The sequence below is a fragment of the Rhodococcus sp. BP-332 genome, assembly GCF_019836065.1.
Lineage (GTDB): Bacteria > Actinomycetota > Actinomycetes > Mycobacteriales > Mycobacteriaceae > Rhodococcoides.
In genome coordinates this window covers 526,367-546,729 of record NZ_JABUEC010000002.1, presented here as the reverse complement: position 1 = coordinate 546,729, position 20,363 = coordinate 526,367, and the positions used below count along the sequence as shown (strand labels likewise).

The window sequence follows — 20,363 nt, the reverse complement described above, 5'->3', positions numbered from 1 at the left end:
CTGGGTGATCGCGTGGTGCGTATCGGTACCCGCGGCAGCCTGCTCGCCACGACGCAGGCCGAGACCGTCCGCGCTGCCATCACGGCCGCCGGTGTCCGCACCGAGCTGGTCGTCGTGACCACCGCGGGCGACAAGTCGGCCGCACCGGTGCAGGAGATCGGCGTGGGCGTCTTCACCGCCGCCCTCCGGGAAGCATTGGCGGACAAGACCATCGACGTCGCCGTGCACTCCTACAAGGATCTTCCGACGGCGGAGGACGAGCGTTTCACCATCGGCGCGATCCCGCAGCGCGAGGACGCGCGTGACGCCCTGGTGGCGCGCGACGGACTGGTGCTCGGCGAACTGCCCGCCGGTTCCACCGTCGGCACGTCCGCACCGCGGCGTATCGCCCAGCTGCGCGCACTCGGCCTCGGCCTGGACGTGCAGCCCCTGCGTGGCAACCTCGACACCCGCATCGGCAAGGTCACCAAGGGTGAGCTCGACGCCGTCGTCGTGGCCCGTGCCGGACTGGCGCGGATCGACCGTCTGGACGTCGTCACCGAGGCTCTCGAGCCGGTGCAGTTCCTGCCGGCTCCCGCTCAGGGGGCACTCGCAGTGGAGTGCCGCTCCGACGACCACGATCTGGCTTCCGTGCTCGCGACCCTCGACGATCCCGCGGCCCGCGCCTCGGTGACGGCGGAGCGGGCCCTGCTCGCCGAGCTCGAGGCCGGCTGCACCGCTCCGGTCGGGGCCATCGCCGAGGTCGTCGAGTCCATCGACGAGGACGGCCGAGTCTTCGAGGAACTGTCCCTGCGCGGCTGCGCCGCCGCGGTGGACGGCTCCGACGTGATCCGAGCCTCCGCAGTGGGGCCCGTCGACGACGCCGACGGCATCGGCCGCCGTGTCGCCCGTGAACTTCTCGAACTCGGCGCCCGAGACCTGGTCGCCGTCACCGAGCCCTCCAGTTCGTCCACCGCCGCCTCGACCCAGAGACCGGGCGGTACCGAGAAAGGCGAGTCGATCGATGCGTGAGCAAAGGGCGCTGAGCGTCGTCGGGACCTCGAGCCGACACAGACGTGGCGGCCTGCCCGGGCGACGCGTGACACCCCGTCCGGGACGGTACGAGCGCATCGCCACATCGCGGTTGATCCCCAAGCGGGGTCCCGCCACCGAGATCGAGATCCGCTTCCGCGACAAGTACGCGGAACAGACTGCACTGGAGAACGAATCATGAGCCGAGTCCGCAAGAACACCCCGGGACGGATCCTGTTCGTGGGCTCCGGACCGGGCGACCCGGCCCTGCTCACCGTCCGGGCGAGGGACGCGCTGGCGATCGCCGAGATGGCCTTCACCGATCCCGACGTCGACAAGGGTGTCATCGCCCTGGTGGGCACCGCAGTCCCGGCCGACGCCGAGACGGGCGAGAACGGCGTGGACGTGCGTCCGGCGCTCGGCGAGCCCGCCGAGGTGGCCAAGACGCTGGTCGCCGAGGCGAAGAACGGCCACGACGTGGTGCGGCTCGTCTCGGGTGATCCGCTGACCACCGACTCCGTCATCGCCGAGGTCACCGCCGTGGCGCGGACCCAGGTGCAGTTCGAGGTCGTTCCCGGCCTTCCCGCGGGGTCCGCGGTGCCGAGCTACGCCGGCATGGCACTGGGCTCCGAGCACACCGAGGCAGACGTCCGGGGCGACGTCGACTGGGCGTCGCTCGCCGCGGCACCCGGACCGCTCGTCCTGCACGCGACGTCCGGCCACCTCGCCGAGACCGCCAGTGCGCTCGTCGAGCACGGCCTGGCCCCGCAGACGCCTGTCGCCATCACCGTCCGCGGTACGACGCGTCAGCAGCGCACCGTCGAGGCGACCCTCGCGACGCTGAACGACGCGGGATCCGAGCTCGTGGGATCACTCATCGTCACGGTCGGCAAGGTCGTCTCGCAGCGTAGCCGGATGTCCTGGTGGGAGAGCCGCGCGCTGTACGGCTGGACCGTCCTCGTGCCGCGCACCAAGGACCAGGCCGGCGAGATGAGCGAGCGTCTGGTGACGCACGGCGCCATCCCCATCGAGGTGCCGACCATCGCCGTCGAGCCGCCGCGCAGCCCCGCGCAGATGGAGCGCTCGGTCAAGGGACTCGTGGACGGCCGCTACCAGTGGGTCGTCTTCACCTCCACCAACGCGGTGCGCGCGGTGTGGGAGAAGTTCGAGGAGTTCGGACTCGACGCTCGCGCGTTCTCCGGCGTCAAGATCGCCTGCGTCGGCGAAGCGACGGCCGAGAAGGTCCGCTCGTTCGGCATCAACCCCGAGCTCGTCCCGTCCGGCGAGCAGAGTTCCACCGGGCTGCTCGAGGACTTCCCGCCGTACGACGAGGTCTTCGACCCCGTCAACCGTGTCCTGCTGCCGCGCGCCGACATCGCGACCGAGACTCTCGCCGAGGGCCTCCGCGAGCGCGGCTGGGAGATCGACGACGTCACCGCGTACCGCACGGTGCGCGCTGCGCCGCCGGCCGCCGAGACCCGCGAGATGATCAAGACCGGCGGCTTCGACGCCGTGTGCTTCACGTCGAGCTCCACCGTGCGCAACCTCGTCGGCATCGCCGGCAAGCCGCACGCGCGCACCCTCGTGGCGTGCATCGGACCGAAGACCGCCGAGACGGCCGTCGAGTTCGGCCTGCGTGTCGACGTGCAGCCCGAGACGGCTCAGGTCGGACCGCTGGTCGAGGCACTGGCCGAGCACGCTGCACGACTGCGCGCCGAGGGTGCACTGCCGCCTCCGCGCAAGAAGTCTCGTAGGCGCTGACCCGCCCGTGCGCCCTTTGCGCATCCAGGGATACGCAAAGGGCGCACGGCCGAACGAAGTGAGGGTTCCGTGTTCCCCGTAGACCGTCCCCGGCGACTGCGTCGTACCCCAGCCATCCGCCGGTTGGTGGCGGAGACGTCGCTCGAACCGCGGCACCTGGTGCTGCCGATGTTCGTGGCCGACGGCCTCGATGCCCCGCGCGAGATCAGCTCCATGCCGGGCGTCGTCCAGCACACCCTGGACTCGCTGTCAGCCGCTGCCGACGAGGCCGTGCGGGCCGGAGTCGGCGGTCTGATGCTCTTCGGGGTTCCGCGTCCGGAGGACAAGGACGGACAGGGGTCGATGGCCTCGGATCCCGGCGGCATCCTGAACACAGGTCTGCGTCGGCTCCGGGACGACCTCGGCGACAGCACCGTCCTGATGGCGGACACGTGCCTCGACGAGTTCACCGACCACGGTCACTGCGGCGTCCTCGCCGCGGACGGCAGCGTCGACAACGACGCGACGCTGGTGCGCTACGTGGACATGGCTGTGGCGCAGGCGGAATCGGGCGCTCACCTGCTCGGCCCGAGCGGCATGATGGACGGGCAGATCGGCGCGATCCGCGAGGGCCTCGACACCGCCGGATTCGCCGACGTGAGCCAGCTGGCCTACACGGCGAAGTACGCGTCGGCTTTCTACGGCCCGTTCCGCGAGGCCGTCGGGTCGACGTTGCGCGGCGATCGCCGGACCTATCAGCAGGATTCGGCCAATCGGCGCGAGTCGATGCGCGAACTCGACCTCGACATCGCCGAGGGTGCCGACATGGTGATGGTGAAGCCCGCGATGAGCTACCTCGACATCCTGCGCGACGTGGCCGACGCGTCGCCCGTGCCCGTCGCCGCCTATCAGATCTCGGGGGAGTACGCGATGATCACCGCCGCCGCGCAGAACGGGTGGATCGACCGCGACGCGGCGATCATGGAGTCCGTCACCAGTATTCGCCGAGCCGGCGCCGACATCGTCCTCACCTACTGGGCCACCGAGATCGCGACGCGGCTGTGAACGACCAGCGCCCGGGCGGCAACCCGGAGGACCCTCGCCACGACCCCCACGATCCGCAGGGTCAGCCGCAGTGGGGTCAGCAGCCGCAGTGGGGTCAGAAGCCGCAGTGGGGTCAGCAGCCGCAGGGTAACTGGCACCCCGAGGGTCTGCCCCCGAGTGCGATGCAGCCGATGCGGTCACCGGAGAACAGCGAGGCGCCGGTCGACATCGAGACGGCGCGCCACCTGTGGTTCGGCGTGATCGGCATCGGTCTGCTCTCGATGCTCATCGGGCTCTACTCCCTGTTCACCGATCGTGACGCCTTTCTCGACGCGTTCCTGACGGACCTCGAGGCGCAGGACCCGTCGTTGGCACTGCCGCCCGAGACCGCGGACACCGTGCTCGTCGTGGCCATGGTGTTGTCGTTGATCGTCGGGGTGCTGATCGCTGGGCTCGTCCTGCTGGTGGTGCGGAAGATGCGGGCCGGGAAGCTCTGGGCGCGCGCGGTTCTCACGGCGATCGGCGTGGTCATCGTCGTCACCACGATTCCCACGCTGTTCGGCCTCGGTTCCGGAGGCGCGATCGCCCTGGTCACCGCGGTGCTCGGGATCCTGCAGGCCGTCGCGGCCGCGGGTGCGGTGTACCTGATGCATCGACGCGAGTCGTCGGAGTACTTCCTCTCCCGGAGATCACCGCGCTGACCTGCGACACGCCGTGACAGATGTGACCTGAGTTACAGAAGTGGCGTTATGGTTCTGACGATCGGACACACCCTGATCGGAGGATCTTCATGACCCCACGACAGACGGTCGGGCACGACGCCAACGACCGCCGCAACCCTCTCGCCGAGGTGTTCGCCCTGCTGCTCCTGACGTCTGCCGTGGTGGTGGTCGTCCTCGTCGTCGCCAGCGGCTTCTCGGGCGCCTGAGACGCCCGTCCTGCCTGGTCAGGCTGTCTTTTTGCGTCAAACATCGATCGGTGTATCGTGACCACTGTCACAAGCATTCTGATCAGTACGGAGACAGTGTTGCCCGCCGATTTCTCCTCCACCTCCGCCGGTTCCACGGCGCCTCGCACTCGTATGCAGACCGTCGAGTGCAGCAGTGGCCGACGTGAGTTGTGGTTGCTCGCCATCGTGCTGATCACGGGCATCCTCATGGCTGCCGCAGTGCTTCTGCCGGCCGTCCTCACCTGATCGAGAGACGCCTGGACTCCACCGTGTGGAGGCGTCTTGGCAGGATGGTCGAGTGAACGTCGAGAAGCCCGAGCCCGCGTCGCCCGCCCGTCCCCGGATCGTCACCGTCGCGTTCGCCGTGTGGGTTCTCGGGGCCGTCCTCGTCGTGCTGCTCGGCCTCATCTCTCTGACGTTCCCGGCCGACTCGCTGCGGACCCAGCTGACCGAGACCGGGGGCGAGCCGGATGCCGTGGAGAGCGTCATCACGGTGCTGCGCACGGTCGGTGTCCTCGAGATCATCGTCGGACTGGCCATCGGATTCCTCGCGGGGCCCGCGTGTCGACGCGGCGATCCGCGGTTCCGCCGGGCACTGACGGTCCTGTCGATCGTCTTCGGGCTGGTGCTTCTGGGCTCGGTGACCGTCGGCTTCGCCATCGTGCCCCTGTTGGCGACGCTCGGGGCGATCCTCTTCTTCGTGGCCTGCGTCCTCGTGTACCGACCGTCCGCTGCGCCGTGGTTCGCGGCACCGGAGGCCCCGTGAGCGACGAGACCGAACCGGTGATCTTCGCCGAGTACGGCGCGAAGTGGCGCGCCCTGGCCTGGGGGCCGATCTTCTGTCTCATCGCTCTCGGCGTCGAGATCTACACGGGACCCGTCGTGCACTACGTGGCGCTCGTCGTGATCGCACTGGTTCTCATGGCCTTCACCTACGTGCAGATCGTGGCCGCCCGTCGGCACGCCACGGTGATCCTGACGCCGACGACGCTGAGCCAGGGCACGGAGAACGTCGCCATCGCGGACATCCTCGAGGTGTACCCGGAGCCCGACTACGACGCCAACGGGAACACCCTGGAGAAGTGGCAGGCCGCGCGAGTGCTGGGGGAGCTGTCCGGGGTGCCGCGCAAGCGGACCGGCGTCGGCCTGAAGCTGCGGGGCAACGGCCTGGTCCAGGCCTGGGCGAAGGACGACGAGACGCTCCGCGAGGAACTGCTCGCACTCGTGGCGCCCGCCACCGACGCGGAGCCCGACGCGTGATGCGCCGGTTCGCTCCGGTGGTGGTCGCGGTCGTCCTCGCCGTCGTGGCCGTGGTGCTGTGGGTGCAGTCGAGGACCACGACCACCGTGACCGAGCAGTTCCCCACCACGTCGTCGTTCGAGGGGTTCTCGGTCACGTACGACTCGACCCGTGTCGCGGGGCCCTGGGCGGCTCTCTCCGTGGTCGCGGCGGCCGTCGCGGTGTACCTGGTGATGCGCGTCGTGCGGCGGCGCTGACCTCTACCCGTTACCCCCTGGGGGTACTCTGGACGCATGAGCAGTTTCGATCAGGACGACCTCCTCAAGCGCCTGCGCCGCATCGAGGGACAGGTGGCCGGCATCTCTCGCATGGTGGCCGACGACCGGTACTGCATCGACGTGCTGACGCAGGTCTCGGCCGTCACCAAGGCGCTGCAGTCCGTGTCGCTGAAGTTGCTGGACGCCCACCTCGCGGGCTGCGTCGTGGACGCGGCCCGCGAGGGCGGACCCGAAGCGGACGCGAAGGTCAGGGAGGCGTCCGAGGCGATCGCTCGCCTCGTCCGTTCCTGAGCCCCGCCCCCGGCGAGTACGCCCATAGTGTCGTTGTGGAGCACTGAATCACGACATCCTGGGCGTACTCGCGAGGGGGCCGAAGGGGTGCCGGCCTAGTCGGCGGTGACGGATTCCTTCACTTCACTCGGCTCGTCGTCGGCGAGCATCGCCGCACCGAGCAGCGCCTCGGGAACGCCGAACGCGTCGATCAGCGTGTGGGCGTGCGGGCGCAGCGTGCGGCAGCGCTCGTTGATCCCGCGCGTGACGGCCTTCGACCGCTCAGTGGAGATGTAGCGGTGCTCGATGAACCAGGCCTTGTCGGCGTCGATCGTGGTGAGCGCGTAGAGGTCGCACACCTCGCCGAGCAGTTCCTTGGCGTCGTCGTCCTCGCAGTTGTCGATGCCGGCGACGAACGCCTCGAGCACCACGCGATCGATGTGCGCTGTGGCCGCGTGCAGGATGTGGTCCTGCACCGCGTTGAACGCGTCGAACTGGCTCATCTTCTTGGACAACCCGTTCAGACGCTTCGCGGCCGTGGAGATGAGGTACTCCTCGCGCTCCTCGAACATCGAGATCTGGGTGCCGCGGTTGAAGAGGCTGCCCTCCTCCTCGTTGTCCTGACGCGAGTCGACGAGGGTCTGGATGATGGGCGCCGCCGCCGTGCGCTTCTTCACCACGTCGCCGACCGTGCCGGCGGCGAACTTCACCCAGTCGGCCGCACCGAACGAGCGGACCTCGTGGGCGTACGCGGTGAGCAGCTCCTTCGCGACGAGCTGCGTGAGCACCACGTTGTCGCCCTCGAAGGTGGTGAAGACGTCCGAGTCCGCCTTGAGCGCGATGAGTCGGTTCTCCGCGAGGTAGCCCGCGCCGCCGCAGGCCTCGCGGGACTCCTGGATCGCCTTCGTCGCGTGCCAGGTGTTCGCTGCCTTCAGGCCGGCCGCGCGCGACTCGAGTTCCCGCTGCTCGGTGGCGTCGGGATCCTCGGCGCTCTGGATGTCGTGCATCTTCGAGACGAGCTCGTTCTGCGCGAACTGCAGCGCGTACGACTTGGCGATGAGCGGGAACAGCCGACGCTGGTGGACGAGGTAGTCCATGATCGTGACCTCGTCGTCGGTCCCGGGCGCGCTGAACTGCTTGCGCTGCAGCGCGTACTTCGTCGCGATGGTCAGCGCGACGCGCGCCGCGGCGCCCGCCGAACCGCCCACGGTGATGCGGCCGCGGATGAGGGTGCCCAGCATGGTGAAGAAGCGCCGGTTCGGGTTGTCGATGTCCGAGGAGTAGCTGCCGTCGGCCGCGACGTCCGCGATCTTGTTGAGCATGTTCTCGCGCGGGATGCGAACGTGGTCGAACATGATGCGGCCGTTGTCCACGCCGGGCAGGCCGCCCTTGTAGCCGATGTCGAACGTGGTGACGCCGGGGAGGTCGCTGCCGAAGTTCTCGTCGCGGATCTGGACGACGAAGCAGTGCACGCCCTTGCTCTCGGGCTCCTCACCCGGTCCGGCGGTGATCAGCTGCGCGAACACGGCGGCGTACTTCGCCGACTCGGCGGCGCCGCCGATGTAGTCCTTGCGCGAGGACTTGTCCGGCGTGTGGATCACGAATTCCTGCGTCTCGCGGTCGTACGTCGCGGTGGTGCCGATGGACTGCACGTCGCTGCCGTGGCCGGTCTCCGACATCGCGAAACAGCCGAGCGTCTCGAGATCGATCAGGGGCTTGATGAACTCCTTGTGATGCTTTTCGGTGCCGAGGTTCTCGATCGCGCCACCGAAGAGGCCCCACTGCACGCCGGCTTTCACCATGAGTGACAGATCCGACATGGCGAGCATCTCGATCATCGTGACGGCGGCGCCGATGTCGCCCGTGCCGCCGACTTCCTTGGCGAAGCCGGACTCGGCGGCGCCGGCCGCGGCGAGCACACGCAACTGCTCGAAGGCCTTGGTCCGCGCGATCGCGGTGTTGGGTGTGTAGTGCGGTGCGAACTCGTGACGCGCGAGCTGCTCGCGCGTCTGGTTCCGTACGTCGCGCCACCGTCCGTCGAGAGTCCTGCGCAGGTGATTCGCCAGCTGAGCAGCGTTGTCGAAGGACGTGCCGGTGTCAGTGGTGCCGGTCTCGGTAGTGGTCATACTCGACGGTAACCAAAACTCGAGGTGCCCGGGAGGGACTTGTCAGCGCGGCCACAGAAATTCACGCCACACCGCGCGAATCTTGCGAAACATCACACTCGTGGCGTCCATCGACGCAGCCTGCGGGGTCGACGGGGCGTAGGGGCCGTCGCGGAAGAGCGAGGCGCCGTTGTCCGCAATGGCGCGCGACATGATCGAGCTGAAGCCGTCGCACTGCTCGACGAGGTGCTCGCGGAACCCCTCCGGCCAGGCCAGTCGGGATCCCGGGTGCCGGTCGGGCTCGTGTGGTGCCGTCATGGCAGAAGGATATGCCCGGTGTAACACAGATTTAACACTTTCGACCAAGTCGATTCTCGTCGATCGTGCCTCCCTGCAGCCGACTACCGTGTCGCTGTGCTGATTCGCGACGCCGTGCCCGCCGACCTGCCCGAGATCCTCACCGTGCACAACGCCGCCATCGCGGACACGACCGCGATCTGGGACGAGGAGCAGGTGGGACTCGCGGACCGGCAGGCCTGGTTCGACCAGCGCACCGGCGCCGGCCTGCCGATCCTCACCGCCGAGATCGACGGGCGGGTCGCGGGCTACGCGTCCTACGGGCCGTTCCGTCCGAAGTCCGGCTACCGGCACACCGTCGAGAACTCCGTGTACGTCGCCGACGGCTTCCATCGGCGCGGCGTCGCGACCGCGTTGATGGCGGAACTGATCGAGCGCTCCCGCCGTGGGGACGTCCACGCGATCGTCGCGGGAATCGAGTCCTCGAACACCACCTCGATCGCCCTGCACGCGAAGTTCGGCTTCACGGTGGTGGGTGTCATGCCGCAGGTCGGCGTCAAGTTCGGGCGGTGGCTCGACCTGACCTGGATGCAGCTCCTGATCGAGGCGTGAGACAGCCGGTGTGAGACTGCTCCTTATCAGAAAGAGCACTCCGCGTCCTGTGAAACACTGGAGGGCGTGACTCCTTCGAGCGGAACCGACACCGGCGTCCCCACCGCCCGATCCGCAGAACTCTTCGCACGCGCGTCCGCCGTCATCCCCGGTGGCGTGAACTCGCCCGTGCGGGCCTTCCACTCCGTGGGCGGAACCCCGCGGTTCATGGCCGAGGCCAGCGGATACACCCTGCGCGACGCCGACGGCAACAACTACGTCGACCTCATCTCCTCGTGGGGACCGATGATTCTCGGTCATGCCCACCCGGCCGTGGTCGAGGCGGTGCAGAAGGCGGCCTCCACGGGACTGTCCTTCGGCGCTCCCACGCTCGGCGAGATCGAGTTGGCGGAGGAGATCGTGCGCCGCGTCGATCCCGTCGACGAGGTGCGCCTGGTGAATTCGGGCACAGAGGCGACCATGAGTGCGGTGCGTCTGGCCCGCGGGTTCACCGGTCGCAGCAAGATCGTCAAGTTCTCCGGCTGCTACCACGGCCATGTCGACGCCCTGCTCGCCGACGCCGGCTCGGGCGTCGCCACCCTCGGGCTGCCGACGTCGCCCGGTGTGACGGGTGCGCAGGCGGCCGACACCATCGTCGTTCCCTACAACGACCTCGATGCGGTCGCGAAGGCGTTCGCCGACCACCCGGGTCAGATCGCGTGCGTCATCACCGAGGCCGCGGCGGGCAACATGGGTGCGGTGGCGCCGCAGCCCGGCTTCAACGAGGGTCTGCAGCGTCTGACCCGTGCGCACGACGCACTGCTGATCATGGACGAGGTCATGACAGGCTTCCGCGTCAGCGCGTCGGGGTGGTACGGCGTCGACGGCATCGCCGGAGACCTCTACACCTTCGGCAAGGTCATGAGCGGCGGCCTGCCCGCGGCCGCGTTCGGTGGCCGGTCCGACATCATGAGCTACCTCGCCCCCGCGGGCCCCGTCTACCAGGCCGGCACCCTGTCGGGTAACCCCGTCGCCGTCGCCGCGGGTCTGGCGACGCTGCGCGCGGCGGACGCCGACGTCTACGCGGCACTCGACGCGAACTCCACCCGTCTGGGCGGCATCCTCGGTGACGCGCTCACCGCGGCGGGCGTCCCGCACCGCGTGCAGTACGCCGCCAACATGGTCAGCGTCTTCTTCTCCGAGGAACCGGTGATCGACTACGCGGGCGCCAAGGCGGCCGCCACCTGGCGTTTCCCCGCCTTCTTCCACGCGCTCCTGAGCCGCGGCGTGTACCCGCCGCCGAGCGCGTTCGAGGCCTGGTTCGTCTCCGCGGCGCTCGACGACCGCGCGTTCGAGATCATCGAGGCGGCCGCTCCCCACGCCGCCGCCGCAGCAGCCGCTGCCGAGCAGAAAGCACCGTCATGACCGAGTCGTCCCCGACCGACCCGACAAACAGCGACGCGTCCGGTATCGACACTTCCGGGCACCCGCACGCCGACACCCGCACGATCGTGCACGTGATGCGGCACGGCGAGGTGCACAACCCCAAGGGCATCCTCTACGGGCGCCTCCCGAACTTCCGGTTGTCGGTGAACGGTCAGGCCCAGGCGCGCACGGTGGCGAACGTGCTCGCCGGGCACGACGTCACGCACGTCGTCGCCTCCCCGTTGCAGCGCGCCCAGGAGACGGCGGCGCCCATCGCGTCGGCGTTCGGGCTCACCATCGAGACGGACGAGAACCTCATCGAGGCCGGGAACGACTTCGAGGGTCTGAAGGTCGCCGTCGGAGACGGTGCGCTGCGCCGGCCCCGCCACTGGCTCAAGCTGCGTGACCCGTTCACCCCCTCGTGGGGCGAGCCGTACCTGCAGATCGCCCACCGGATGTTGGCCGCCGTCAACGCGGCTCGCGTCGCGGCCGTGGGCCACGAGGCCGTGTGCGTGAGTCATCAGCTGCCCGTGTGGACCCTGCGCCGCTTCCTGCAGGGCGACCGGTTGTGGCACGACCCCCGCAACCGCCAGTGCGGCCTCGCGTCGCTCACCTCGCTGATCTACGAGGGCGACACCCTCGTCGACATCGTCTACTCCGAGCCCGCAGGGGCGTCGGACCCCCTCCAGACCGGCGCATGAGACCCGCCCGCCTGCTCGCGCCGCTGCTCGTGGCCGCCACCGTTCTCACCGGGTGCGCCACGGGTACCGACGCCGTGGCACAGGGTGGGACCTTCGAGTTCGTCTCACCCGGCGGCAAGACGTCGATCTTCTACGACCCGCCCGCCGACCGCGGCACCGTGGGGAACCTCTCCGGACCCGACCTCATGACCGAGGGCACGACGACGTCGCTGTCCGACTACGAGGGCCAGGTCGTCGTCCTCAACATCTGGGGTCAGTGGTGTGGCCCCTGCCGCGGTGAGGCCGACGATCTCGAGCAGGTCTTCGAGGCGACGAAGGACCAGGGTGTGCAGTTCCTGGGCATCAACGTGCGCGACAACCAGCAGGACAAGGCGCAGGACTTCGTCATCGACAACAACGTGACGTACCCGTCCATCTACGACCCGCCGCTGCGCACCCTCCTCGCTCTCGGATCGAACTACCCGACCACCGTCATCCCGACCACGATCGTGCTCGACCGTGAGCACCGCGTCGCCGCGGTGTTCCTGACGGAGCTCCTCGCGAGTGACCTGCAGCCCGTGGTCGAGCGCATCGCAGCCGAGCCACCCGACGTGTCCGATGGGTGAGGCGTTCCAGTCGGCTGCCGCGTCGGGGCCGCTGTTCCTGGCTCTCGGTGCCTGCCTGCTCGCCGGTCTGGTGTCCTTCGCGTCGCCCTGCGTCGTCCCCCTGGTTCCGGGTTACCTGTCCTACCTGGCCGGAGTCGTCGGAGCGGACTCCCCGTCCGTCACCGCCGACGAGGCGGCCACCAAGACTCTGGTGCGGGGTCGCAGCCGCGTCGCCGGTGCCGCGGCCCTCTTCGTTCTCGGATTCACCGTGGTGTTCGTCCTGGCCACGGCCTCGGTCTTCGGCGCCATCTCGGTGCTGTCGGTGAACCGCGAGATCCTGCAGCGTGTGGGCGGCGTCGTCACCATCGCGATGGGTCTCGTCTTCCTCGGTCTGATCCCCGCCCTGCAGCGCGACACGCGCTTCGAACCGCGCCGCGTCGGCAGCATCCTCGGGGCACCGCTGCTCGGTGGCGTGTTCGCGCTCGGATGGACCCCGTGTCTCGGACCCACGCTGGCGGGCGTCATCTCGCTGACGGCCGGTACCGAGGGCACCACCGCGGCGCGCGGTGTGGTGCTGATCGTCGCCTACTGCCTGGGACTGGGACTGCCCTTCGTCGTTCTGGCGTTCGGCTCCGTCAGCGCGTTGCGCGGCGTCGGATGGCTGCGCCGCAACGCCCGTGCCATCCAGGTGTTCGGCGGTCTGATGCTGGTGGCTGTCGGCATCGCACTGGTGACCGGCGCCTGGGACCTGTTCGTCAGCTGGATCCGCGACGGAGCGGTGACCAGCGTGACCCTGCCGATCTAGTGGACGAGAAAGAGATATGAGCACTGACCTGTCGGCCCGCCCGGACGCCGAGGCGCGCCCGCCGCGGCAGTCTCCGGCGGGGCGCGTCGTCGCCGCAGTCCGGAACACCTGGCGCGGCCTGACCTCGATGCGCACGGCACTCGTGCTCCTGTTCCTCCTCGCCCTGGCCGCGATCCCGGGTGCGCTGCTGCCGCAGCGCAGCCTCAACTCGGGGAAGGTGGACCAGTACATCGCGGACCGCCCGTCCCTGGGGCCCGTCATGGACCGGCTGGAGTTGTTCGACGTCTTCGGCAGCTTCTGGTTCACGGCGATCTACGTCCTGCTGTTCGTCTCGCTGGTCGGCTGCATCCTGCCGCGCTGCGTCGACCACGCCCGCGCGTTGCGCACCCCGCCGGTCGCCACCCCGCGCAACCTGGGGCGGCTGCCCCACCACCTGCGCACCGAGGTCGACACGGCACCCGACGTTCTCCTCGACGAGATCGACGGCCGGATGCGCGGCTGGCGGAAGATGCGGCGCACCGAGGAGAGCGGCGCCCTGACGCTGTCCGCGGAGAAGGGGTACCTGCGCGAGGCGGGCAACCTGGTGTTCCACCTGTCGCTCGTCGGTCTGCTCGTGGCCATCGCCGTCGGGAAGCTCTTCAGCTACGAGGGCAACGTCGTCGTCATCGCCAACGACGGCCCGGGCATCTGCACCACCTCGCCCGCCCAGTTCGACTCGTTCCGCGCCGGCAACAGCGAGGACGGCACGGGCATGACCCCGCTCTGCGTGCGGGTGAAGAACTTCACGGCCGACTACCTCGAGAACGGGCAGGCCGAGCAGTTCACGTCCGACATCGAGTACCAGGCCGGCGACGACCTGGTCACGAACACCTGGCGCCCGGACACCCTGCAGGTCAACCATCCGCTGCGGGTCGCCGGTGACCGCGTCTACCTGCAGGGACACGGATACGCGCCGACGTTCACGGTGACGTTCCCCAACGGGGAGACCCGTACCGAGACGGTCCAGTGGGAGCCCACGGACGGCACCACGTTCCTCTCCAGCGGAGTGCACCGCTTCGATCCGCCCGGAGGTCTGTACCCGGATCCCGATGTCCGCCGCCAGAACCAGATCGCCATCGAGGGGCTTTTCGCGCCCACCGCGTTCTTCCACGGCTCGCTGTTGTCGTCGAGCTTCCCCGCCCCGAACGATCCGGCGGTGGCCGTCGACATCTACAAGGGCGACACCGGCCTCGACACCGGTAATCCACAGTCGCTGTTCTCGCTGAGCCAGGTGCTGGTGGAGCAGGGCCGGCTGGTGAAGCAGGATCGCGTCAACCTGACACCGGGGGAGTCGACGACGCTGTCCGACGGCACGCAGGTGCGATTCGACGGCGCCGAGGAATTCGTCAACCTGCAGGTCTCGCACGACCCCGCGCAGACGTGGGTGCTGGTGTTCGCGCTGTCGATGATGGCCGGTCTGCTGGTGTCCCTGGTGATCAAGCGCCGTCGCATCTGGGTCCGCGTGAGCACGGACGACGACCGACGACGTACCGTAGTAGAAGTGGGCGGACTCGCCCGGACCGATCAGGCCGGCTGGGGTGACGAGTTCGACCGCCTCACCGCGCGGGTGCTCGACCGACCCGACGCCGATGACGTACCGACCTCGAACAACAGGGAGTGACCATGCCGATCGACGCCACACTCGCGCAGTTCAGCGACTGGTCCTTCCGGTCGGCGTTCGGTGTCTACCTGCTCGCGGCGGTGTTCCTCATCGCCCAGTACGCCACGCAGACCGTCACGGCTGCGGAGCAGAAGTCCGAGCGGCAGCTCGTCGCGGCGGGCAAGGCGCCCGTGCGGCCCACCGGTCCCGGTCGGATCGAGGAGGCGCCCCGGCGTCCCGCGTCCGAGCGCTACGGCGGCATGGGCTACGCGCTGGTGGTGCTCGGTCTGCTGCTCACGGTCACGTCGATCGTGCTGCGCGGATTCGCCACCGACCGGTTCCCGCTCGGCAACATGTACGAGTTCGTGACGATGGCCACGGCCGCCGCGACGGCGACCTCGATCATCGCGCTGCGGAAGATGCGCCCGACGCTGATCTTCGTGGTCGTCCCGGTCATGATCCTGATGTTCCTCGCGGCGACGGTCCTCTACGCCGACGCGGCCCCCGTGGTCCCGGCCCTGCGCTCGTACTGGTTGCCGATCCACGTGACCATCGTCAGCATCGGCAGCGGAATCTTCCTGGTGGCCGGCGTCGCGTCGCTGCTGTTCCTGCTGCGGATGCGCTTCCCCGCCACGGAGGACGGCGCGAACACGGGTGCACTCGCCCGGTTCGCCCAGCGTCTTCCGGACGCCCGCACGCTCGACCGCCTGGCCTACAAGACCACGATCATCGGCTTCCCGCTGTTCGGCGCCGGCGTCATCCTCGGTGCGATCTGGGCCGAGGCCGCGTGGGGACGTTTCTGGGGCTGGGATCCCAAGGAGACGGTGTCCTTCATCGCGTGGGTCGTCTACGCGGCGTACCTGCACGCACGGGCGACGTCGGGCTGGCGGAACACCCGCGCGGCGTGGATCAACGTCGCGGGCTTCGTCGCCATGCTGTTCAATCTCTTCATCATCAACATGGTCGTCTCCGGTCTGCACTCGTACGCGGGTCTGAACTGACCGTCGGCTCGACATGACCGCCGGGGGGAATCGGTGACGGACGATCGTTGGGACGGGTGGTCGCCCGGCCCGCAGGACGACGGGCGGATCCCGTCCGCGTCGACGCCGACGGATCCGGCGATCCAGCAGGTGCCTGCCTCGCCGATGCAACCGCCCACGGCGCACGACCTCTCGACGTCACGGCTGCTGCGGACCTCGCCGCCCCCACCGACGGGCGGCTGGCGCCGCACGCTCTTCGACGTCACCGGTGGCCGGGTGAACGTGGGCAACAGCGCCAAGGAGCAGCGGCGGCTCGCGTTGATCCGTCAGGTCGGCAACCCGTTGCACGGGTGTCATCGCATCGCGATCCTGAGCCTCAAGGGAGGCGTCGGGAAGACCACGGTGGCGGCGGCGCTGGGATCGACGTTCTCGTCGGTCCGGGGCGACCGTGTGATCGCCGTGGACGCGAACCCCGACCGCGGAACGTTGAGCTCCCGGGTTCCGCTGGAGACCGAGAAGACGGTGCGCGACCTGCTGAAGGATGCCCGCGACATCGACAAGTACAGCGCGGTCCGCGACTTCACGTCCCAGAATCACCACCGGCTCGAAGTGCTGGCGTCGGAGTCCGATCCGGCCATGTCGGAGGCGTTCGACGCGTACGACTACGAGACCACGGTGGCCGTGCTGGAGCGGTTCTACAACATCGTGCTGACCGACTGCGGAACGGGACTTCTGCACTCGGCGATGCGGGCGATCCTGCGCAGCGCCGACGGGCTGGTGATCGTGAGCAGCGGATCGGTGGACGGTGCGCGGAGTGCATCGGCGACGATGGACTGGCTCGACGCGCACGGTTACCGGCATCTGGTGGAGCAGTCGTTGACAGTGGTCAACATGGTGCGGCCCGGGTCGAAGGTCATCGACGTCTCGAAGATCGTCGACCACTTCGGTCAGCGATGCCGCGCCGTGCGGGTGATCCCGTACGACGACCATCTCGCTCAGGGGGCGGAGGTCGACCTCGACGCTCTCGCGCCGGCGACGCGCACGTCGCTTCTCGAGACGGCAGCAGCGATGACCGCCGAGTTCCCGCCCCACGTCACGCGGTGACGGTCGTCCGCCGCACCGCACCGCACCGCGTGACGGGACTCAGTCGACGGAACCGGGCGTTCCCGCATCGGGACGCTCGGGACCGTTGCCACGATCACGTGCAGGGTTGTTCCTGATCTTCCACAGGAACTCCGGGTCGTCGTCCGGTCCGGTGACGCGTCCTCTGGGTGCCCCGGTCTCGGGGCCGAAAGACTTCCAGAGGAGCACGATCACGACCACGAGCCCGATCAGAGCCAGAACATAGATCATCACGCACCTCCACTACCGAGCGTAGTCGTGGCGGAGCGCCGGGGCACTCGAGTCGAGCTCGCAAGATCCTGAGAATCTGCTCGCACGCACTGGTGTCCGGCACGAACACCGCGAGTGGCGACCGATGGTCGACTCGGTGACGAGTGGGTGGCGCTCTAGGGGTGACGCGTGATCAGCGGTGCGCCTCGGTGGTGAGCGAGGTCAGGAGCTGCATGACCTCGGACTCGCGGAAGCGACGGTGGCCGCCGGGAGTGCGGAGCGATCCGAGCCGGCCGGCGTGGGCCCAGCGCGTGACGGTCTTCGGATCGACATGGAAGAGTGCGGCCACCTGGCCGGGGGTGAGCAGGTTCTCCTGCGTGGGGGTGTAAGCCGGTGCACTCATCGCGATCCTCCAGGGACACAGTCTTCATCTCGGTCGAATGCGGCTGTATGTCCGCATCCGTTGCCCATGGTGGCACCGAGACCCCCGGGTACTCGACTCTTCTAATGTTGGTAAAGGGGAGGTAATGGACAAATCGGATACGTCGAACGGCTCCGGTAATCTGTGTCCATGACCGATCCCATCCCCACCGGCAGCACCCCGAGCGGGTCGGCGAAGGGCCGACTGGTCCGCGATCTCGGCCTCTACACCGCCGCCCGGCTCGGTCTCATCGCTGTGGTCGCGGCCGTCATCTACTTCGGTGCCGCGCTGGTCGGGGTGACCGTGCCGCTGCTGATCGCCATGGTGTTCGCCCTGGTCGTCGCGTTCCCCCTGTCGCTCGTGCTCTTCAAGGGACTGCGCCGACGCGTCAACGAGGACATCGCCGCCGTCGACGAGAAGCGTCGCCGCGACCGCGAGGATCTGCACTCACGCCTGCGCGGAGAGTGACCGGGCGGCGAGAGCGCGGGTCAGGTGGTCGCGCTGCTCGATCACGCACCGTCGCAGAGCCGCGGGTGCGTCCGGGTGACCCGAGAGCCAGCGATCGGCGTCCTCGCTGTGGGCGGCCGACGGGAAGAGCCCGATGACGAGTCGTCGAGCGATCTCGATGCTCCGCTCCCGCCAGAAGGTCTCCAGCAGGGCGTAGTACTGCTCGTCGAAGCGCTCGATCAGCGTGCGTGACGGTCCGGCGGTGAAGCCGCGGATCAGCGCCCCCACCCGCTCGTTGCTCAGGGCGTCCGAACCGGTCAGGGCGGCCCAGGTCGCCTCCTTCACCGACGCGACGGGCTGCGCCGCCACCGCGGCGGCGTACTGCACCTCACCGGCCCCCGTGCGGTCGGACTCGAGCACCGTCGCCAGCTCGGCCTCGTCGGTGTGACCGGTCGCCGACAGCGCGAACCACAGGCCCCAGCGCTGCTCGGCGTCCAGTTCGAGACCGTCGACGGAGTCCTCGCCGGAGAGCAACGCGCGCACCCTTCCGGCGTGCGACGGCTCGTGTGACGCCGCGGCCGAGAACGCCCGGAACCACTCGAGCTGTGCGTCCGACCCGGCCGGCGCCCCGGCGAGCTGCTCGGCCGTCGTCGCGGTCCACCGCTGCCGGACACCGTCCCGGTCCGCGGCGTAGTGCTCCACCGCGACTGCGGTGTCCGCGAGAATCGATCCGAGCACGGCCGGATGCGACTCGGTGGGTGCGAAGCGGACGGCGAGATCGACGTACGTCTGCGCAGGCAGTTCGGCATCACGCGTCGCGTTCCACCAGGAGGACCACACCAGCGCGCGGCGCAGGTCGTCGGGGATGCGGTCCAGCGACTGCATCGCCGCCTCCATCGACCGCGCGTCCAGGCGCACCTTCGCGTACGTGAGATCGCCGTCGTTCGGCAGGATCACCGCGGCGTCGGGCAGTGCGAGCGGGGTCTCCGCGTCGGTGATGTGCACCGAGATCGGTTCCGCATCGACGAGGTGGCCGTTCTCGTCCGGCGACAGGCACGCGATGTCCAACCGCTGAGGACGCGGATCCGTCTGCGTGAGAACACCTCTGGTGCGGTCGTACAGCACGGTCGACACGCCGGTGGTCTCGAGCCAGGCGGCTGACCAGTCGTCGAGCGACCGACCGGCCGGTGCGGCCAGGGCGTCGAGAAGGTCGCGCAGGGTGGCCGTCCCGAAGGCCCGAGCGCGGAAGTACGCGCGGGCGCCCTCGAAGAAGGCCTCGTCACCGACGAAGGCCCCGAGTTGTTTGATCACGCTGGCGCCCTTGGCGTAGGTGATGCCGTCGAAGTTGAGCTTGGCCGCCTCGAGGTCGACGATGTCGGCGACGACGGGGTGGGTGGTCGGGAGCTGGTCCTGCGAGTAGGCCCAGGCCTTGCGGCGCAGGGCGAACGACACCCACGCGTCGGTGAACCGGGTGGCCGCGACCGAGGCGTACGCGCCCAGGTAGTCGGCGAGGGACTCCTTGAGCCACAGGTCGTCCCACCACTGCATGGTCACCAGATCGCCGAACCACATGTGCGCCATCTCGTGCAGGATCGTGTTCGCGCGCCGTGCGTACTGCGCTCGGGTGGCCGCGCTGCGGAACACGTACGACTCCGTGAACGTGACGCAGCCTGGGTTCTCCATGGCGCCGAGGTTGTACTCGGGCACGAACACCTGGTCGTACTTCCCGAAGGGGTAGGGGAACTCGAACGCATCGTGGAAGAAGTCGAGCCCGGCGCGCGTGACGTCGAAGATGTCGTCGTGGTCGAGGTGCTCGCCGAGCGACGCACGGCACCACGCGCCGAGTTCGATGGTGAGGTCGCCGCGGCGGTACTCCGACGTGGCGCGGTGGTACGGGCCCGCGACGACGGCCGTGATGTACGTGGAGATCGGCTGCGTGGCGGCGAAGACACGGGTGGACGACCCTGCGTCGTCGGTGGTGGTCTCCTCCACCCGCTCGTTCGACAGCACCGTCCACTCGTCCGGTGCGCTCACCCGGAAGACGAACGGTCCCTTGAGGTCCGGCTGCTCGAAGTTCACGAAGACGCGCCGCGCGTCGGCGGGCTCGTACTGCGTGTAGAGGTAGGTCTCGCCGTCCGCCGGATCGACGAATCGGTGCAGGCCCTCACCGGTGCGGCTGTACCAGCCGCGGGCGTGGATGCGCACGATGTTGTGGCTCCCGAGATCACGCAGCAGCACCCGCGCACCGTCGTACTGCACCTCCTGTTCGTGGTCGTTGACGATCACGCGGTCCACGCCGGCACCGAGGAAGTCCATCCACGTCGACGACGCGGTGGCCGCGAAGCTCACGGTGGTGACGGTGCCGAACTCGGCTCGGGTCCGTGCCTCGGTCAGGTCCAGCGCCACGTCGTATCGCACGTCGGACACCACCCGGGCGCGGTCGGCGGTCTCGGCGCGGGTCAGGTTCGCGGTACTCACACCTTCATGCAACACCACCGGAGGCGC

The 20,363-nt window shown here is 69.1% G+C and carries 25 protein-coding genes; 20 read left to right on the top strand and 5 right to left on the bottom strand.

What is annotated here, in order from left to right; all coding sequences use genetic code 11:
- Nucleotides 1–12 precede the first annotated feature (12 nt).
- From hemC to HQ314_RS08160, 11 genes are all read left to right on the top strand, one after another.
- The gene (hemC, locus tag HQ314_RS08205; RefSeq protein ID WP_027504508.1) at nt 13–1,011 is read left to right on the top strand and encodes a hydroxymethylbilane synthase; all 999 of its coding nucleotides are present in this window, start codon (nt 13–15) and stop codon (nt 1,009–1,011) included.
- A gap of 67 nt (nt 1,012–1,078) precedes the next feature.
- The gene (locus HQ314_RS21290; protein ID WP_261781496.1) at nt 1,079–1,213 is read left to right on the top strand and encodes a hypothetical protein; all 135 of its coding nucleotides are present in this window, start codon (nt 1,079–1,081) and stop codon (nt 1,211–1,213) included.
- A complete protein-coding gene (locus tag HQ314_RS08200; protein ID WP_027504509.1) occupies nt 1,210–2,772 on the top strand; it encodes a bifunctional uroporphyrinogen-III C-methyltransferase/uroporphyrinogen-III synthase in 1,563 nt (520 codons plus the stop codon). The genes HQ314_RS21290 and HQ314_RS08200 overlap by 4 nt, the downstream gene beginning before the upstream one ends.
- Before the next feature lie 69 nt (nt 2,773–2,841).
- Nucleotides 2,842–3,816, top strand: coding sequence for a porphobilinogen synthase (hemB, locus tag HQ314_RS08195; protein ID WP_222649789.1), 975 nt, complete (start codon nt 2,842–2,844; stop codon nt 3,814–3,816).
- Entirely contained in the window at nt 3,813–4,496 is a 684-nt protein-coding gene (locus tag HQ314_RS08190; RefSeq protein WP_222649788.1) for a DUF5336 domain-containing protein, read from the top strand. Before hemB ends, HQ314_RS08190 begins: the two co-directional genes overlap by 4 nt.
- An 89-nt stretch (nt 4,497–4,585) precedes the next feature.
- Complete coding sequence (locus tag HQ314_RS08185; RefSeq protein ID WP_155956937.1) at nt 4,586–4,723, top strand: hypothetical protein; 138 nt, start codon at nt 4,586–4,588, stop codon at nt 4,721–4,723.
- 57 nt (nt 4,724–4,780) lie between these two features.
- Entirely contained in the window at nt 4,781–4,990 is a 210-nt protein-coding gene (locus tag HQ314_RS08180) for a hypothetical protein (protein WP_027504511.1), read from the top strand.
- A gap of 52 nt (nt 4,991–5,042) precedes the next feature.
- The gene (locus tag HQ314_RS08175) at nt 5,043–5,510 is read left to right on the top strand and encodes a hypothetical protein (protein WP_051613085.1); all 468 of its coding nucleotides are present in this window, start codon (nt 5,043–5,045) and stop codon (nt 5,508–5,510) included.
- Nucleotides 5,507–6,004 (top strand): hypothetical protein, encoded by a 498-nt coding sequence (locus tag HQ314_RS08170; RefSeq protein ID WP_027504513.1) that lies wholly within the window; start codon nt 5,507–5,509, stop codon nt 6,002–6,004. The genes HQ314_RS08175 and HQ314_RS08170 overlap by 4 nt, the downstream gene beginning before the upstream one ends.
- On the top strand, nt 6,001–6,240 hold the full coding sequence (locus HQ314_RS08165) for a hypothetical protein (protein ID WP_156380452.1): 240 nt from the start codon (nt 6,001–6,003) through the stop codon (nt 6,238–6,240). The genes HQ314_RS08170 and HQ314_RS08165 overlap by 4 nt, the downstream gene beginning before the upstream one ends.
- A gap of 36 nt (nt 6,241–6,276) precedes the next feature.
- Nucleotides 6,277–6,552, top strand: a complete 276-nt coding sequence (locus tag HQ314_RS08160) for a metal-sensitive transcriptional regulator (RefSeq protein WP_027504515.1) — start codon at nt 6,277–6,279, stop codon at nt 6,550–6,552.
- 95 nt (nt 6,553–6,647) lie between these two features.
- On the opposite strand, the gene HQ314_RS08155 is transcribed toward HQ314_RS08160, so the two are convergent.
- Nucleotides 6,648–8,657, bottom strand: a complete 2,010-nt coding sequence (locus tag HQ314_RS08155; RefSeq protein ID WP_222649787.1) for an acyl-CoA dehydrogenase — start codon at nt 8,655–8,657, stop codon at nt 6,648–6,650.
- Between the two features lie 42 nt (nt 8,658–8,699).
- Nucleotides 8,700–8,954 carry a hypothetical protein gene (locus HQ314_RS08150; RefSeq protein WP_056441640.1) on the bottom strand — a complete coding sequence of 85 codons (255 nt, stop codon included), beginning with the start codon at nt 8,952–8,954 and terminating at the stop codon, nt 8,700–8,702.
- Nucleotides 8,955–9,050: 96 nt separating this feature from the next.
- Between HQ314_RS08150 and HQ314_RS08145 the strand changes: the two genes are divergently transcribed.
- The 8 genes from HQ314_RS08145 to HQ314_RS08110 all read left to right on the top strand — a co-directional run bounded on the left by HQ314_RS08145 (nt 9,051) and on the right by HQ314_RS08110 (nt 16,762).
- Nucleotides 9,051–9,545, top strand: a complete 495-nt coding sequence (locus HQ314_RS08145; RefSeq protein ID WP_222649786.1) for a GNAT family N-acetyltransferase — start codon at nt 9,051–9,053, stop codon at nt 9,543–9,545.
- A gap of 66 nt (nt 9,546–9,611) precedes the next feature.
- Entirely contained in the window at nt 9,612–10,949 is a 1,338-nt protein-coding gene (gene hemL / locus HQ314_RS08140; protein ID WP_056441647.1) for a glutamate-1-semialdehyde 2,1-aminomutase, read from the top strand.
- A 95-nt stretch (nt 10,950–11,044) separates the two neighbouring features.
- A complete protein-coding gene (locus tag HQ314_RS08135; protein WP_051613157.1) occupies nt 11,045–11,650 on the top strand; it encodes a histidine phosphatase family protein in 606 nt (201 codons plus the stop codon).
- Nucleotides 11,647–12,255, top strand: coding sequence for a TlpA disulfide reductase family protein (locus HQ314_RS08130; RefSeq protein WP_027504521.1), 609 nt, complete (start codon nt 11,647–11,649; stop codon nt 12,253–12,255). Before HQ314_RS08135 ends, HQ314_RS08130 begins: the two co-directional genes overlap by 4 nt.
- Nucleotides 12,248–13,039 (top strand): cytochrome c biogenesis CcdA family protein, encoded by a 792-nt coding sequence (locus tag HQ314_RS08125; protein ID WP_027504522.1) that lies wholly within the window; start codon nt 12,248–12,250, stop codon nt 13,037–13,039. Before HQ314_RS08130 ends, HQ314_RS08125 begins: the two co-directional genes overlap by 8 nt.
- Before the next feature lie 16 nt (nt 13,040–13,055).
- On the top strand, nt 13,056–14,699 hold the full coding sequence (locus HQ314_RS08120; protein WP_222645466.1) for a cytochrome c biogenesis protein ResB: 1,644 nt from the start codon (nt 13,056–13,058) through the stop codon (nt 14,697–14,699).
- Nucleotides 14,700–14,701: 2 nt separating this feature from the next.
- The gene (gene ccsB, locus HQ314_RS08115; RefSeq protein WP_056441651.1) at nt 14,702–15,679 is read left to right on the top strand and encodes a c-type cytochrome biogenesis protein CcsB; all 978 of its coding nucleotides are present in this window, start codon (nt 14,702–14,704) and stop codon (nt 15,677–15,679) included.
- Between the two features lie 33 nt (nt 15,680–15,712).
- A complete protein-coding gene (locus HQ314_RS08110) occupies nt 15,713–16,762 on the top strand; it encodes a MinD/ParA family protein (RefSeq protein ID WP_308119310.1) in 1,050 nt (349 codons plus the stop codon).
- A 39-nt stretch (nt 16,763–16,801) separates the two neighbouring features.
- Here the strand turns inward: HQ314_RS08110 and HQ314_RS08105 are convergent, their stop codons facing one another.
- Both HQ314_RS08105 and HQ314_RS08100 read right to left on the bottom strand, forming a co-directional pair.
- Nucleotides 16,802–17,011 carry a hypothetical protein gene (locus tag HQ314_RS08105; RefSeq protein WP_027504525.1) on the bottom strand — a complete coding sequence of 70 codons (210 nt, stop codon included), beginning with the start codon at nt 17,009–17,011 and terminating at the stop codon, nt 16,802–16,804.
- A 172-nt stretch (nt 17,012–17,183) separates the two neighbouring features.
- Entirely contained in the window at nt 17,184–17,393 is a 210-nt protein-coding gene (locus tag HQ314_RS08100) for a BldC family transcriptional regulator (RefSeq protein ID WP_042574081.1), read from the bottom strand.
- 168 nt (nt 17,394–17,561) lie between these two features.
- Here HQ314_RS08100 and HQ314_RS08095 point away from each other — a divergent pair, with 168 nt between their 5' ends.
- Nucleotides 17,562–17,879 (top strand): DUF4229 domain-containing protein, encoded by a 318-nt coding sequence (locus tag HQ314_RS08095; protein WP_027504527.1) that lies wholly within the window; start codon nt 17,562–17,564, stop codon nt 17,877–17,879.
- On the opposite strand, the gene pepN is transcribed toward HQ314_RS08095, so the two are convergent.
- A complete protein-coding gene (pepN, locus tag HQ314_RS08090) occupies nt 17,859–20,336 on the bottom strand; it encodes an aminopeptidase N (RefSeq protein WP_222649785.1) in 2,478 nt (825 codons plus the stop codon). The genes HQ314_RS08095 and pepN overlap by 21 nt on opposite strands.
- Nucleotides 20,337–20,363: the final 27 nt, after the last annotated feature.

Bases quoted from the DNA above. Each gene is read 5' to 3' on its own strand.
- HQ314_RS08200 (WP_027504509.1), top strand. From the start codon at position 1,210: ATGAGCCGAGTCCGCAAGAACACCCCGGGACGGATCCTGTTCGTGGGC.
- HQ314_RS08185 (WP_155956937.1), top strand. From the start codon at position 4,586: ATGACCCCACGACAGACGGTCGGGCACGACGCCAACGACCGCCGCAAC.
- HQ314_RS08160 (WP_027504515.1), top strand. From the start codon at position 6,277: ATGAGCAGTTTCGATCAGGACGACCTCCTCAAGCGCCTGCGCCGCATC.
- HQ314_RS08155 (WP_222649787.1), bottom strand. From the start codon at position 8,657: ATGACCACTACCGAGACCGGCACCACTGACACCGGCACGTCCTTCGAC.
- HQ314_RS08150 (WP_056441640.1), bottom strand. From the start codon at position 8,954: ATGACGGCACCACACGAGCCCGACCGGCACCCGGGATCCCGACTGGCC.
- HQ314_RS08135 (WP_051613157.1), top strand. From the start codon at position 11,045: ATGCGGCACGGCGAGGTGCACAACCCCAAGGGCATCCTCTACGGGCGC.
- HQ314_RS08130 (WP_027504521.1), top strand. From the start codon at position 11,647: ATGAGACCCGCCCGCCTGCTCGCGCCGCTGCTCGTGGCCGCCACCGTT.
- HQ314_RS08125 (WP_027504522.1), top strand. From the start codon at position 12,248: ATGGGTGAGGCGTTCCAGTCGGCTGCCGCGTCGGGGCCGCTGTTCCTG.
- HQ314_RS08120 (WP_222645466.1), top strand. From the start codon at position 13,056: ATGAGCACTGACCTGTCGGCCCGCCCGGACGCCGAGGCGCGCCCGCCG.
- ccsB (WP_056441651.1), top strand. From the start codon at position 14,702: ATGCCGATCGACGCCACACTCGCGCAGTTCAGCGACTGGTCCTTCCGG.
- HQ314_RS08105 (WP_027504525.1), bottom strand. From the start codon at position 17,011: ATGATCTATGTTCTGGCTCTGATCGGGCTCGTGGTCGTGATCGTGCTC.
- HQ314_RS08100 (WP_042574081.1), bottom strand. From the start codon at position 17,393: ATGAGTGCACCGGCTTACACCCCCACGCAGGAGAACCTGCTCACCCCC.
- HQ314_RS08095 (WP_027504527.1), top strand. From the start codon at position 17,562: ATGACCGATCCCATCCCCACCGGCAGCACCCCGAGCGGGTCGGCGAAG.